The sequence below is a fragment of the Desulfurococcaceae archaeon MEX13E-LK6-19 genome, from assembly GCA_029637525.1.
In the GTDB taxonomy this organism is placed as follows: domain Archaea; phylum Thermoproteota; class Thermoprotei_A; order Sulfolobales; family Desulfurococcaceae; genus MEX13ELK6-19.
Genome location: CP072660.1, coordinates 1317397 through 1331624, shown reverse-complemented (window position 1 = coordinate 1331624; position 14228 = coordinate 1317397). Strand labels below are relative to the sequence as shown.

Sequence of the window (14228 nt, the reverse complement as noted above, 5' to 3'; positions counted from 1 at the left end):
ACTAAACCCCGAGAACTACTTAACATCAACCACTACTTAACATTATCTCTAGTAAAACATGCAGATACTAATGGGAGGCAACACAGGTATCCGCTGGAATACTTATTCTAGCCAAAGCTCTCTCAGTACATCGAAGAGTAGTAGCCCCTGCGTCTGTGTTTCATCTATACATTTCTTCCACTCCATGATCAGCCTTACATACTCTTGATTCTCCATGATCTTCTTGTCTAGTTCCTCCATAGACTTAAGATCTTCGTACTCCTGAACAGTAATGAAATAAGGCTTACCACCTATGAATACTCTGAACAGTCTAAGAGACTTCATCTCCTTAAACTCATCTCTATGACTCCTAACATACTCGAGGATCTTCCGGCTAAGCTCTAAACACTGTTTCTCCATCCCATCCTTAGGGATCCACATTTCTACAAGATAGACAGGCATTGCATTAACCCTCATAGATCCTTATTTATCGACTTCGGTATAAATACCATCTATGGTTTCATAACCGGTTTTCCATTGAAGGTTGAGGTAAAGGGTTTTACTGAGCTTAAGAAAACATATCATGGAGGAGCATCAATGAGGACGCATGGATAAGGATGATGTGTCTCTATTAGACCATTGTGTTGAATGAATAATAGCTGGGTGTAGATATAATGTGTCTGGGCTCCCGCGCCCCGTCCGTAGCTCCCGTATGGGAGTGTATGGGACGGGGTGTGGCCCCTTGCCCTTCCAACGCTTTCTTCCTTGGTTTATGGTATGAGGGTTGTTTGGTGTAAGCGTTGATTGTTTCTGTTCATGATTTCATGTATTTTATTAGGCTTGATTCTTTTATGATCGCGTTTCCTGGGTGTAGAGTTGGTCTTGTTGGTAGGAGGGAGTTTCTTGAGTGGGCTCGTGAGAATACTGATCCCGTGTATTATCAGCGTCTAGTCTCCTCGCTTATTCGCGGTCTCAAGGAGTCTCTTGTGATCTATGATAGGAGGTATAGTGGTCTAGACGACTATATTGATAGGCATAGGAGAGAGCTTGAGGAGATCAAGAAGCGTGCTGGGAGCCAGGGTGTTCTCGTGCTGTTTAGTGGTGGTAAAGACTCTACTGTTGTACTCTTGCTCCTGGAAGCTCTTGGTATACCGTACAAAGCCGTGTTCTCGTATCTACCAGTCCTCGAGGATCTTCTTTTGGAGGAGTCTAAGAAGCTAATCAAGAGGTTTAGCGCAGATATAGCTGAGGCCCCGAGAGAAAAGATACTCCATAAGCTGGTGAGGGGGCTACTTCCTTCTAAAATAGATCGATGGTGTACTAGGCTTAAACACCATGTTCTGAAACCCTATATGGAGTCCTATGGGCTTAGAGCTAGTGGGCTAAGAGTCTACGAGACCGGGTCTAGGATAAAGAGGTATAGACACAAACACATTGTTCCACCAACACATAACGCTCGTAGGGTAAACCCTATACTCTACATGACAACAGCAGATGTACTACACATAGTCGTCAAAGAGAACCTGTTAAACCCAGTCTATAGTGTAGCTACAAGAGCCTCCTGTACCTTCTGCCCATACGCATCATCAGCAGAGATAACACTACAACTACTAAAAAGCATGACACAAGGCGTAGAGACAGTAAACGAATACGTTAGAGCAGTAGAAGAGTACATGAAGAAAATAGGTGCCAACGGAATAGACCCTATAGACTACGCATACATGGGGCTATGGAGATATAGTAAAGAGACAGCAAAAACAATCTACAAAGCAAGAAAAAGAATCATAGAAGAATGCAGAATAGAAACCCTATCCTTATCTAGAGCACAAGAAATAATCACGAGAAGCCACATAGAAGCCTCCAGGGGCGTAGACAAAGACTTTGTTCGAAAGATTATCACTGAACTAGAGAACGAGATCAAACAACCGCAACAACATTAGCTAGCAACAACAATCATATTAATAATACTTCTCCCAAAAGATAAACTCCTCTTAACGCAGTATTTTTCGTGTAGTCCCCTATTCTATGTTCCACTAAGGTTTGTATTGGGTTTTATTTTATTGAAGAAAAGTGTTTTTCAATACGATTATATGAATCTTTTCATAGTCAATATTTTATGGTTTGTCTCTTTACATGATTCTATTATGTTTTAAAATGTATTATCTCTATGCCCAATCTTTCAGCTACTTGAGCTTGCTTTTCATCTAATGTTAACAACGGCAAGTTCTTTTCCTTGGCTAGAGCGAGATATAGTGCATCGTAGACAGTGATCTTATGGTTTAGCGCTATTTTGAGTGCTTTTTCTATATACTTGTCCTCGGGCTCAAGGACTATATTCACGCCTATCATAGACGACATAATCATGTAAAGCTTTAATGCTTCATTAATACTCATGATCTTCTTTAGCACACATGCCTTCCATATGGAGTTAGTAACCTCCTTAACAATATGGTCTACGGACACAGAGTTTATGAGATATTTTGATAGAGCCCTCCACCCTGGTTCCTTGAGTATAAATGCTGAAAGAGCGGATGCATCAACTACTATCACGATCCTCCCTCACAGAAGTTTTCGAGAAACCCTGTGGAGCATGTACGGGTATTTTCTCAAGCTCTTCAATAACTCTCCTCATATTCTCCTCGGCTTCAAGCTCTCTAATTCTCTCTTCAACAAACCTTCTAAGCTCTTCAGCCCAGTTGATTCTATCCTTATACTTCTCCATCTTCTCCTTGATTTCCCTCTTTACCTTAAAACTAACAACACTCATGTAATCACCAAGGTATACATTTAGGTAAACCAATTAATAAACAGTTGGGTAAACCAATGCTTCTTATCTAGGAAGGAGAAGTAGTCTTAAGTCAAACAAGTATATCACTTTATTTCTTCGTATGTTACGCTAAGTGTCTTTGTGTTTTATAGGATTTGAGGAAGTGTTATTAGGGTTGTTGGACTTGTTTTTGTGGAGTGGATAGTATGGGTAGGAGACTTAAGGGGCTTGAGGCTACAAGGCTTTTCCGGAGCATAGTCCCTCTGGTTTATTGGTCGCGTGACCTTGGAGTACCTGTTTTCAGTTATGATAGGAGGAGGTATGGCGAGCTCTTTAGGATAAAGCTTGTACCCCCTGGTGATATTAGGCCTGCTTTTGAGAAGGATGTCGAGGTTACTCGTAGGGCTGTAGAGGAGAGTTATGGTAGAGAGCTTGCGGACAGGGTTTTCGGGAAACAACCTCTTGTACTGCTCAACAAGGTCCAGTCTATTGATGCCTCGGATGAAGTGATAGTGTCCGGGTATAGTATTGGGATCCGTGAGTACGATATCTATTCTAGAAAATGGGTTTTCAAGCCAATGTACTATGGAGTGAAACTTATTGCTGACGAGGAGCTAGCCCCCTTCATAGTTGCTACGAAGACTATCCACGAAGACGATGTGCTCAGCCAAGGAGACTATAGAGGAAAACCGCCAAGCGACTTGAAATGGATCCCTATAGCTTCTAGGAACCAGGATGTCTACGGGCTAGGTAAAAACATGAGGGACGGAAGGATCAGGGTTGCCAAGGTGTGGAGACTTTCTAGAGACTTCTACTTCGAACCCGAGAGGAAGACTCTAAGGGATCTGGTGGAAGCCAACAGTGAGCACTTGGATGCTCTTGAGAGAGACGCAATCGAGTTCCTCAAGACTATAGACAAGTATGGAACACCACTCATAAACATCAGCGGAGGCAAGGACAGCACATCGGCAGCATATACAGCTGTTCTAGCAGGCTACAACAAAGCTGTTTTCCTGGACACAGGGATAGAGTTCCCCGAGACCATAGAGACCGTGGAGAAGGTTGTCGAGAAGCTAGGTCTCGACCTCATTAGGATCGAGGCGGGAGACACTTTCTGGCGAGCATTAAGCGTCTACGGGCCCCCAGCGAGAGACTATAGGTGGTGCTGCAAAGTAATCAAGCTTAGTTTCGTAGCCCGCGTACTCAAGAAGAAGTTCGACAGGATTGTCAGTATTGTTGGTCAGAGGAGATACGAGAGCACCTCGAGAGCACTAGCAGGGAGACTAGCGCCAAGTGGGTCAACAGCATTCGACTACATTGCCGCTCCTATACAGAACTGGACTAGCCTAGAGGTATTCATGTACATTGAGTACCGTGGACTCCCACTGAACCCCTTGTATAAAATGGGCTATGAGAGAATAGGATGCTATCTCTGCCCGACAAGCAGGCTCGCCGAAATAGATGCAGTGAGAGAGACACATAGAAGCCTATGGGATAGATGGTACAGGTACCTCTCACGCTATGCTAGAGAAACGAGACTGCCACGTCCATGGGTAGACTATGGTTTATGGAGGTGGAGATTCGGGTACCCCAGCGAGATAATATTCTTGGTCAAAAAACTAGGGCTCAAAGCAAGAGATATCATCGAAACCAGTGTATCCCACTACGCTTCGCTAGCAATAGAAGTCTCGACAGAGAACAAGTTATGCAAGATAATACATCTACACAATATACGTGGAGTAGACTTAGACAAATACGTGAAATACCTCAAGATCACAGGGTTAAAGGGAACCAGGAAAGACAACTATGTAGAAGTTAGTATTGGAGAACACAAGGCTAGAGTCTATAATGATGGAAGAATAGAAGTGTGCACAAGAAACCCCAAGGTGGTAAAGAGTATCATTAAGAAAGTGGCGCCAATGATCTTCATGATCAGCCTATGCTACGGCTGCGGCCTATGCCAGATAACGTGTCCAAGAAGAGCAATCAAGCCAGGAGAAATAGAGCCAGATAAATGTGATAGCTGTAGAAAATGTATACACGTATGCCCGTCTGCATCAAGTTTTACTAAGAACTTATTGAAACTCATTGAACTAGAATCTTAAATGATTCAGCGTTGCTAGTATGTTTCTTAGATGTATCCTTTCTCTTTAGCTACAGTAAATAACATCATCATTTCCCTGACTATCGATTCTCTAATGGTATCACACGGTTTTGTATCCATAAGTTGTGTTAGACACAACTTGTCTATCCTTCCTAGAGTAACCATGAATTCCTTCATTAGGGAAATTGATTTCTCAGGATTCCTCCCGGTTAGCTCAATGATCTTCTTCAAGATATTCTTCATAGATTTTATGAGTAGTTCCCTATGTTTGTCATCGTAAAGCAGTATCTTTGGGTTATACCACTCTGTTAACGAGTAAAGTAGCTCTATCTTAAACAATAATGTATCCTCTTTATCGCTTTTCCCCATGATCTCTTTCACTACGTTAAAGACTATATTTTCCGGCAACATAGATAGAGGTCCTTCAATAACTGCTTTAGCTAGATCCCTTACTTTATTGTAGTTTAAAGCAATATCATCCCACAGCTCATCAATTAGACTTGATATATAGGCTCCTATACTATCATGAACTCCAACTATGGCGAGATACTCCCATATAGTTAGGAGACCCATTGACAAGTAGAAGTTTTCTTCATGAACAGAAACTATTGTTGTTGGACTCGTGTCCCTCAATAACTTGCCTCTAACTTCTCTCGTGAACATCTTCAATGCAAGCTCGAGTACCTTGTCTTCTTTGGCATTAGCTTTGAACGCCTTGATGAACTCTAGTGCCCATAAATACTCTCTAGACTTTACATCGCTTTCCATGAATATTCTTCTCAGAACCCGGGTAATCTCTTCGATATCGCATCTCTCCTTACTACACTCGAATGCTAGCTCCCACGGGTTTCTATAGGTGATAAAACTAGGCTCCTTCAATGCCTACTAGACACCTTCCCTACGAGACATTGTTTCCTCTGTCTTGTGTTGAAACTATTGCTTTAGAGGATATTAACCATTTAGTTGTAAGTGTTTCTACAATAGCAAGATAAGCATTATTACACCCGGCTTAATCAGAGAATTAACTGGGTCCCCCGCTCCCGGTTGACGTAGCCGCATAGGCTCTGGATGATACCGGGCTTCCTCTCCTCAACACCCTTCTCTATGGTAGTGTAATACCTGGTGGTATCATGTTTTTGTAGAGTGTGTAGAGTGCTGTTATGTATGTAGTGTAGTCTCTTAGTAATTGTCTGCTAGTATCGTTGAGAATGTCTACTAGTGTTGACTGTAGGAAACCCAGCATTATTATCCATAAAATGAGTACAAGGATAACAGTCTTGACGCTGAGAGAGAGTCTTTCTTTCTTGATTATTTTTGATGGGAAAGGCATATGCCATAGATGCTCGAGTACCCTCAAGTAACCATATGATGAAGCAACTGTAGAAACTATTAGAACAGATGCTACAGCATAATTGTTTGCTTCAACTAGTGCTTGGAATAATAGTACTTTGCTGAAGAACCCGCCGAAAGGCGGGAGACCAATAAGATGCAAGAACCCTGCTATCAACGCAAACATGGCGAGCGGGTAGACGTGCCCAACTCCCTCGAGAGCCCTGATGTTTCTCGTCCTATATCTCCTAACGAAGACACCGATGGCTATGAAGGCTAGTGTTTTCCCAATAGCATGGTTCATCAAGTGGTATAATCCAGCTGTGACTCCTAGTATTGTCCCAAGGCTTATACCCATGTATATGAAGCCTATATTCATGACCGTGCTGTAGGCCAGTATCCTCTTTACATCGTCTTCAAACCCCATCATCAACGCCCCATAGAATGTCGCTATGGATGCCAGTAGGAGAGTTATATCACGGACGCTAACCAGTTCCCTGGCGAAAACACCACCATTGTAGACAGTATACGTGATCCTCATGAAGAAGTATACTCCCATATTCACAGCGAGACCAGACAATATAGCACTTATAGGCGATGGAGCCTCGGAGTGTGCATCAGGTAGCCAGAAATGATTCGGAAACAACGCTGATATAAGGAACGATGTCCATAGAGCCATTGCTAGGTAGAACGTGAAATAAAACATTGGGCCATAAACCTCGTTATTGAAAAACGGGTCACCTATAGATCCCATAGTAATGTTCCTCGCCTTAAGAGCAAGACAACCCATATTCAGTGTCCCGGCAACACCATAGAGAAGTACCGTGGAGAAGAAGTACAGTGCTGTTATCGTAGCCGCTAGGATAGCGTACCTAGCCGCTGCCACAAGAGCTTTCCTCTTATGACTATAGAAGGCGACGAGAGGATATGTCGAGAGACCAATTACTTCAAGCATCACATAAATATTGAATACATCACTAGTATACAGGAACCCCATGAACCCTGCTTCAAGAATTAGCACGAGGGTATAGAGCATCAAGTAGTTCTCCATATGCCTACTATACCATTGTATATATAGCGAGACAACAAATATCGTTAAAGCAGTAATGAAGCCCAGTAATGCACTCAGCTTATCAGCAATATACGCTATACCCAATGGAGGAGGCCATCCACCAAAGGGGTAGACAAGGATTATGTTTTCTACAAACACCTTGTAGGCAATAATCGTGTTGAGTATAAATACGATTCCAGTCGCGACTATGAAGTATATGGTTTCGATAACCCTGTTCTTAACGATCTTGCCGAGGAGAGGGAGACTGAAAGCAAAAGCCATTGGGGCTATCGAGGATAAACCGAGAACAATAGATACTTCAACAGCCATGCTCTACACCATGCCCTACTCCTCATAGACTTCGTACTCGCTCTCAACATGCTCTATAGCCTCTCTCTTCAACGCCAAATGCAGGTTAACCGACCCAAACACCTCGTAGAGCCTCAGCGTTATCACGGACAAGAATATTATGAAGCTGAGACTAATCACGATAGCTGTTATCACCAGGGCTTGTGGTACTGGGTCAACACTTTTCTCCAGGAGCTCATACACGTAGTTGGGGTTAGAGGGCTCGAGATAAACAGGCGGCCATGGAACTACCTTTATCCTATAGCCTATTAGGACTGCCGTGATTGATGCTGTATCACTGAATATTGTAAGTGATATAATCTTCTTCACCATATTAGGCTTGAATATGAGGCCATAGAGAGCTATAAACAAGTTTGTCACTAGTGATACAACCAGTATGTTGATGAACAATAGCGTTGAATCCATTACTCTATAATCACCTCTTTCTTCCCAGCAGTATAGAGGATCATTAACAACAACGTGAATGCTGCTAGTACAGTCAAGAACTCGAATACGTTGAACAATAGTATTGTCAGAGATACTCTATAGTCTTCTATCGGATAGCTATACCCTATGGGGGCGTCCTCTTTAGGCTGGTTTTGCAGAATATAGCCATTAGAGCCAAGTAGTAGACCCAGTAGCACCGGCATCAATGCCACCATAGTTATTCCAAGGAGACCGCTCGTCCTCAGTACAAGCATTCTCGTTTGTGTAATACCGCGGATGTAGAGCCAGTATAGAGAGTAAGCCATAGCCATAACGTATACTATTGCTGCCGCAACAGCTCCTCCCTGGAATCCTCCCGCTGGAGTGATATGCCCCTTCAATGCTATGGCTAGTCCTAGTGCTATGGCTATAAACATTGTTAGTTTAACAATAGTCCTGATGATAAGCGACAACCCCCTGCCCTTACGTGGTTTCTCGTAGAAGTACTCGTAGTATATTGTTATAGAGCCTATTACTGCTGCAAACAACACGCTTGTCTCGAAGAACGTGTCAACCCCTCTGTAATCCCATACGACGGCATTAACTATGGCTGGTGTTAGCGACGTGAATAATGGGTATGCTGGATTATATGAGAAGTAGAGAATCCATTTGGACAAGGGCTTTAAGTCACTGTATACAGGGATAAGCGTCATGTTGTTTACTGTAAGCACTATAGACACCGTGACCACGATCGCAACCAATACCATTACTTGAATCCACTTTTTTACATACATACTATCAGCCATTACACTGTATCAAAGAGCCTTCTTGTGCAGAGAAGAGACTTCTGTGTGTAGTAGCTGAAAAATCACCTTAAAAGCATTACTAACATGAACAGCAGTAATGCTAGCGAGGCTAGTAGTGTAAGCCAGTAATTGTCTTCTATGACCTCCAGCTTAGCCACTATACCATATAGTGTCCTCCTTGTATACCTAAGGAAATACGCGTGGTAAACCAGATCAGCTATCTTGTGAAACTCGTAGCTAATCACCTCTATATGCGTCCAGAACCAAAAGCCAACAATAATGGACAACGGGGTTATAGCAATAGCTGCTACAACAGCTAAAACATTAGATATCATGTTGGCCCAGGGCGGGAGATATAATATTAGTATAGGTGTTACAACAAGATGCTCCAGCATAATTTCTTTCAGGACCCCAGCGTGGCTCGAGACACTATTTATCAAGGAGAATGTAAACCCCGTCCATAAGCCGAGGAACATAGTTGTCCCTATGAGGAGGTAGAGCGGGTAAGTCATTAGTTCGGGGATTTTTTCTTTATGTCTGGTAATTATCCCATAGTACTCCGTATGAGGAGCTTCTCTAACAAACCCTTTGTAGATTATTTTCAGTAGATAACTCGTAGTTATTACAGCGGAGAATACTGCTATCGAGACATCAAATACAAGAGCCCCCGGCTCCATCCCCAGGATCGATAAGTGGTATAGAGTCTTTGCTTGGAACCCTATTGCCGGCGGGAGACCTATCATTACTATTGAGGCTAGGACAACAGCTATGTAGTCAAGCTTCATCTCTTTAGCTAAACCACCCATTTTATTGAGGTCACGTGTACCTATATGCGATATTATGTTGCCAGCTATGAGGAACAAAGTAGCTTTTGCCACGGAGTGACTCAACATATACAATAGTATTGAGGAAAGCATTACTACACCAAGTACTTTATGGTACATGTTTTCGGAGCCTATGTTACTATACATGGTTGAGGTCATCATGAACAAGTAGCCCATATGGCTAATGGTGCTATACGCTAGAAGCCTCTTTATATCATCCTGCGCCAAAGCCATGATAGCACCATAGATCACCGAGATCATGCCAATAGCCATTGTTAGCAAAACTATTGTATCAAACACAACACCTATGCTAGTTAAGAGCACAAGCAACCCATAGACACCAGTACTAACAATGAATCCGCTTAGTAGAGCAGAGATAGGTGTTGGCGCTTCAGCGTGTGCACGAGGAAGCCAAGAATGGAATGGTACTATACCCGATTTTATGGAGAAACCAGTTATCCCCAGGAGTAATGCTAGGAAAAGTGATGCAGTTCTTGTTACGGTACTATACCTCATAATGCCCCTTAGTTCACTGAAACTATAAGCATTCACCTCAAAGTATATGATCGACAAGGACATTATTATCAAAGCACTTGCAAGCAAGCCCATTATAATGTATATTCTAGCAGCCGCCCTAGCTTTCACATATGTTCGATCAAAAGCTATCAAGAGACCAAGAAATATTATCAATGCATCGAGTGAGAACAAGAAGACCAAGAAGTTGTCTGACAGCAAGAACACCAAGACGAAGAAGTATGATAGACTCAAGTAGAGCCAGTAATGCCTGGGATCCTCGTGTCTATGATGATGTACCAGGTATTCTAGGCTATAGAATGCTACTGGTATACCTATTAGTGTGAAAGCTAGCAGGAAGACAGCATTCAATGGATTAAGATTGAAGTTTATGATGATACCTCTCCCAAGAGAATCCGTTATAGCTATATGTAGTTCCGTAGAGACATTATTCATAATAGCGTCTATGGACAAAACTCCTGTTATACACAAGTATATTGATATGAGTAATGGCACGTAGACATGGATTCTCCTAATTAGGGATATGAATATCGTTGCTATCGATAGAAACAATATAAACTCCACTATGTCGGTGTAGATGCCTGGCACAGCTACAATTACCCGCCTAGACTATTGTGTTGTAGCAAAATAATATTGTCTAAAATGGTTATTTAGGTGTTTCACCTTGTTTTTATTGATATAATCAAGTCCACATTGTATTTCCTTTTCACGTTCTCAACAATCTCCTCTATAATTCTAGCCACTTCATTTGCACTCATATCCCGGGGGACTACAATGATCGCTTCACCATGGTATAGCCCTTTTAGGATAGTTCTCATACGTAGCCGCTCAACACTATACCCCCTAGACTCGATAATGTTCTTGATCTCCTCTAGTAGCCCTGGTGGCGGAGCCATATCGCTTAGGTAGTAGAACATGTCTTTCGCAACATCGTATACCTCGTAGAAAATGTATGCTGTGAGTATTATCGCGCCCGCGAAGTCTATGTAGAAAGAGTATAGTGCACCGCCGAGAGAAGCCGCTATAACGGTAATGCTCTCGATTAATTCACTGTACGTGAACATGGCGTAGGGTCCGAAGAAGTAGCTTATCCTTTTCGCGACAAGTATTGCTCCCAGGTATAGTATGAAGCCTAGTCCAGCGAATACTGGTGCTAGTATCGATACAGTGTATTCGCGTGTAAACAAGAGATCCACTATAACCACGCCTGCTACAAAAGAATAAGCTAGAATGGATACAAGTGCTCCCCCGAAACCTAGTCTGGAATGCCCGAAGTGATGGTCTTCATCAGGTGGTATGAGGCTTATACGATAGTAGTGTATTGTAGCCACCAAGGCCACGAAGTTCGCTATACAAGTCATTGCATCAACGAAGAGTGCTTTGGAGCCATAGAGTATTCCACCAAGTACTTTCACAATCCCTCCCAAGAGCGATAACGCCAACACCAGTATGATCTGTATGACCGGCGTCTTCCTGGTTCCTGCTCCCGCCACGAAACCTCCTCCATCACTATTGTTTCCCTGTATAAACCACATTAACTAGACTCACTACATAGAAACTATATAAAGCATTACACCGAAACATGTTCAGCTAATCTACATCTATTAGAATAGCCTACCAGCAGATCTGTTCTTACACATGTTCTAGCCAATTCAATAATATCTTTACCGGCGTTTATTTTAGGTACGGTAAAAATCTTCATTCTTTAAGCATCATTTTAACCAATTGTAATAGCATTTACTATATGCAGGGTTCCTGATAAAATCTTCAATATAGCCTACTACAGCTTCAATGAGCTTTAATCCTTGGTTAGGCGAGGCTTTTAAGGGATCTCCAGCAACTCCATACCTACGGGGGTCTCTGCATTTCCTATAGAGATCTAGATTCTTAACGAGATTACTGTCTATGGCCATGATAATGCTTGTTTCCCACATACCTGCATGTTTATCTATGGATGTATCGACTAGATGTAGATCTTTAAGAATCTGTGATATATGGAAGACCGTTATTGTTGCATCATACTTTCTGCAAAGATAATTACATGCATTGACAACAGATTTTTTCATATCAGGGCCTCCATGTCCCATAACTATGATGAACATTCTTTGACCAAATGATATAAAATGTTCGAGAACAGCCTTTAAGTAGTCTCTAAAGATTTCAGGTGGTATATGCACGTTTCCAGGTCTTACGGGGACAGCTATGGTATAGGTTATAGGTGGGAGCGAAACCCAGTTATTTCTTTCAGCAAGCTTATCGGCCAAGAATGTTGCGATTAAGGTATCCGTATCTATAGGAAGATGAACACCATGGGCCTCAACAGAACCTATAGGAAGCACCAAAGGACCCCTACCACTTTCTATATACTCCTTAAGTTCAATCCAAGAAAGACTACGAGGGTACATAGTTTAAACCCCAATATAATTGTCTATAGTATTTCTTAGTAAATTCTCATTCCCCAGCTATGGAGTAACAATATGTTGTATTTACATAATCTAAGATCATTATTCTTCGAGTTTTTATCTAGTTGTCTACGGAATTCTTCAAATCCCTTTACATTAATCTCTAGATACGTTTAGAGAATATCAAGAAGAGAAGTAAAGAGAAAAAGAAAAAGTGCTTGGGGTTAGACAAGGAATTTTTCGAACGGGAATTTTGCTCCGAATTTTTCTCTTGCTCTATCGAGTATTCTCTGTGCTGTCTTCTCTGCTTCTTCCTTTACTTTTTCTTCATCGAATACCTTGACTACACGGTTCTCCATAATGATCTTGCCGTCGACGATAACTGTGTCGACGTCCTGGGCTGTTGCACAGTAGACTATGGCTCCAAGTGGGTCGTGGACTGGGGCTGTATGTGGTGCGTCAAGTCTTATAATGGTTATGTCAGCTTTCTTGCCTGGCTCTAGGCTCCCTATTTCTTTCTCGAGACCAAGCGCTTTAGCACCGTTTATAGTAGCCATTTCTAGTGCATCCCAGGCAGTTATTATTGATGGATGGCTTCTTGCTGCACGGTGTAATAGTACAGCAAACCTCATGGCCTCAATCATGTCGTTGTTATTGTTGCTGCCAGCGCCATCAGTACCCAGTGCAACGTTGGCTCCTGCCTCAAGGTAATCTGGTATCGGGGCGATGCCAGAGCCTAGGTACATGTTGCTCTCAGGATTATGTATGACGTGAGCTCCTGTCTCCGCGATGTACTTTACTTCCTGTGGGCTAACGTTAACAGCGTGGACAGCATGGTATCTTGGCCCAAGGATTCCTAGCTCATATAGCAGCGTTACATCGGTTTTACCATGTAGCTGTACAACGAGTTCCTGGTCTTTCTTGGACTCGGCTGTGTGGGTGTGATAGATTATATCGTATTTATCGGAGAGCTCCTTGGCTTTGAGCAATAGCTCCTTGCTAGCATTGTATGGGTGCATTGGAGCTACAGCAATCATTATTCTACCATTCTCCTTGCCGTGATACTTCTTAACAAGGTTCTCGACGTGATTCAATGCTTCCTCTGGTGTCTCGCGGAGCATGTCGATTAACACGTTTAGCTCATATATGCCTCTAGCAAGAACTGCTCTTAGCCCGGATTCTATGAGGGCTTTTATGACTGCCTCATGTCCACGTGGACCATAGTGGTTCTCAATAATGCTTGTTACACCACTCTTGATGTTCTCTATGAGACCCCATTTCGCAGCGACATAGAAGTCTTCATCGGTGAAACTAGCTAGTGTTGGGTGGATACTGGTTCGGAGCCAGCTAACAAGCTCCATGTCAATACCAATGTTCTTGAGTATACTCTGGAACAAATGGTTATGGGCGTTGACAAGCCCTGGTATGATTACGTGACGATAAGCCTTGATCACCGTGTCGCTATGGTACTTCCTCTTGGCTTCATCTCTCTTGCCAACAAAAACAATCCTATCATCCTCAACGACAACAGCGCCGTCCCTAATTATCTTGCCACGAGGTCTAACAGGAATAACGAAACCTCCTTCTATAATTAATGTACCCAAGAATATCCACCTGCCGAAGATACCTATTCACCTTAATAATAGAGTAGGCACCTA

The 14228-nt window shown here is 42.6% G+C and carries 13 protein-coding genes; 2 read left to right on the top strand and 11 right to left on the bottom strand.

Annotated elements, in window-relative coordinates; genetic code table 11:
• Positions 1 to 102 precede the first annotated feature (102 nt).
• Positions 103 to 441 (bottom strand): hypothetical protein, encoded by a 339-nt coding sequence (locus J4526_07030; GenBank protein WFO74821.1) that lies wholly within the window; start codon positions 439 to 441, stop codon positions 103 to 105.
• 338 nt (positions 442 to 779) lie between these two features.
• On the opposite strand from J4526_07030, the gene J4526_07025 reads away from it, so the two are divergent.
• The gene (locus tag J4526_07025; protein ID WFO74820.1) at positions 780 to 1919 is read left to right on the top strand and encodes a phosphoadenosine phosphosulfate reductase family protein; all 1140 of its coding nucleotides are present in this window, start codon (positions 780 to 782) and stop codon (positions 1917 to 1919) included.
• A gap of 202 nt (positions 1920 to 2121) precedes the next feature.
• Here the strand turns inward: J4526_07025 and J4526_07020 are convergent, their stop codons facing one another.
• Both J4526_07020 and J4526_07015 read right to left on the bottom strand, forming a co-directional pair.
• Positions 2122 to 2529 (bottom strand): type II toxin-antitoxin system VapC family toxin, encoded by a 408-nt coding sequence (locus tag J4526_07020; protein WFO74819.1) that lies wholly within the window; start codon positions 2527 to 2529, stop codon positions 2122 to 2124.
• A complete protein-coding gene (locus J4526_07015) occupies positions 2516 to 2746 on the bottom strand; it encodes a CopG family transcriptional regulator (GenBank protein WFO74818.1) in 231 nt (76 codons plus the stop codon). Before J4526_07015 ends, J4526_07020 begins: the two co-directional genes overlap by 14 nt.
• A 206-nt stretch (positions 2747 to 2952) precedes the next feature.
• Here J4526_07015 and J4526_07010 point away from each other — a divergent pair, with 206 nt between their 5' ends.
• The gene (locus tag J4526_07010; protein ID WFO74817.1) at positions 2953 to 4851 is read left to right on the top strand and encodes a phosphoadenosine phosphosulfate reductase family protein; all 1899 of its coding nucleotides are present in this window, start codon (positions 2953 to 2955) and stop codon (positions 4849 to 4851) included.
• A gap of 26 nt (positions 4852 to 4877) precedes the next feature.
• On the opposite strand, the gene J4526_07005 is transcribed toward J4526_07010, so the two are convergent.
• From J4526_07005 to J4526_06970, 8 genes are all read right to left on the bottom strand, one after another.
• Positions 4878 to 5729, bottom strand: a complete 852-nt coding sequence (locus J4526_07005) for a hypothetical protein (GenBank protein WFO74816.1) — start codon at positions 5727 to 5729, stop codon at positions 4878 to 4880.
• A 223-nt stretch (positions 5730 to 5952) separates the two neighbouring features.
• Entirely contained in the window at positions 5953 to 7560 is a 1608-nt protein-coding gene (locus tag J4526_07000; protein WFO74815.1) for a cation:proton antiporter, read from the bottom strand.
• Positions 7561 to 7575: 15 nt separating this feature from the next.
• A complete protein-coding gene (locus J4526_06995; protein ID WFO74814.1) occupies positions 7576 to 8004 on the bottom strand; it encodes an NADH-quinone oxidoreductase subunit K in 429 nt (142 codons plus the stop codon).
• Complete coding sequence (locus J4526_06990; GenBank protein ID WFO74813.1) at positions 8004 to 8810, bottom strand: sodium:proton antiporter; 807 nt, start codon at positions 8808 to 8810, stop codon at positions 8004 to 8006. Before J4526_06990 ends, J4526_06995 begins: the two co-directional genes overlap by 1 nt.
• 62 nt (positions 8811 to 8872) lie before the next feature.
• Positions 8873 to 10756: a hypothetical protein gene (locus J4526_06985; GenBank protein WFO74812.1), complete on the bottom strand. Its 1884-nt coding sequence runs from the start codon at positions 10754 to 10756 to the stop codon at positions 8873 to 8875.
• Positions 10757 to 10827: 71 nt separating this feature from the next.
• Positions 10828 to 11703: a cation diffusion facilitator family transporter gene (locus J4526_06980; protein WFO74811.1), complete on the bottom strand. Its 876-nt coding sequence runs from the start codon at positions 11701 to 11703 to the stop codon at positions 10828 to 10830.
• Positions 11704 to 11880: 177 nt separating this feature from the next.
• Positions 11881 to 12573 (bottom strand): creatininase family protein, encoded by a 693-nt coding sequence (locus tag J4526_06975; protein ID WFO74810.1) that lies wholly within the window; start codon positions 12571 to 12573, stop codon positions 11881 to 11883.
• A 221-nt stretch (positions 12574 to 12794) separates the two neighbouring features.
• Entirely contained in the window at positions 12795 to 14174 is a 1380-nt protein-coding gene (locus J4526_06970; GenBank protein ID WFO74809.1) for an amidohydrolase, read from the bottom strand.
• Between the last annotated feature and the right edge of the window lie 54 nt (positions 14175 to 14228).

What these genes read in the sequence shown, in the direction of transcription:
- J4526_07000 (WFO74815.1), bottom strand. Translation starts at nt 7,560, where the DNA reads ATGGCTGTTGAAGTATCTATTGTTCTCGGTTTATCCTCGATAGCCCCA.
- J4526_06995 (WFO74814.1), bottom strand. Translation starts at nt 8,004, where the DNA reads ATGGATTCAACGCTATTGTTCATCAACATACTGGTTGTATCACTAGTG.
- J4526_07010 (WFO74817.1), top strand. Translation starts at nt 2,953, where the DNA reads ATGGGTAGGAGACTTAAGGGGCTTGAGGCTACAAGGCTTTTCCGGAGC.
- J4526_07030 (WFO74821.1), bottom strand. Translation starts at nt 441, where the DNA reads ATGCCTGTCTATCTTGTAGAAATGTGGATCCCTAAGGATGGGATGGAG.
- J4526_06990 (WFO74813.1), bottom strand. Translation starts at nt 8,810, where the DNA reads ATGGCTGATAGTATGTATGTAAAAAAGTGGATTCAAGTAATGGTATTG.
- J4526_07015 (WFO74818.1), bottom strand. Translation starts at nt 2,746, where the DNA reads ATGAGTGTTGTTAGTTTTAAGGTAAAGAGGGAAATCAAGGAGAAGATG.
- J4526_06980 (WFO74811.1), bottom strand. Translation starts at nt 11,703, where the DNA reads ATGTGGTTTATACAGGGAAACAATAGTGATGGAGGAGGTTTCGTGGCG.
- J4526_06975 (WFO74810.1), bottom strand. Translation starts at nt 12,573, where the DNA reads ATGTACCCTCGTAGTCTTTCTTGGATTGAACTTAAGGAGTATATAGAA.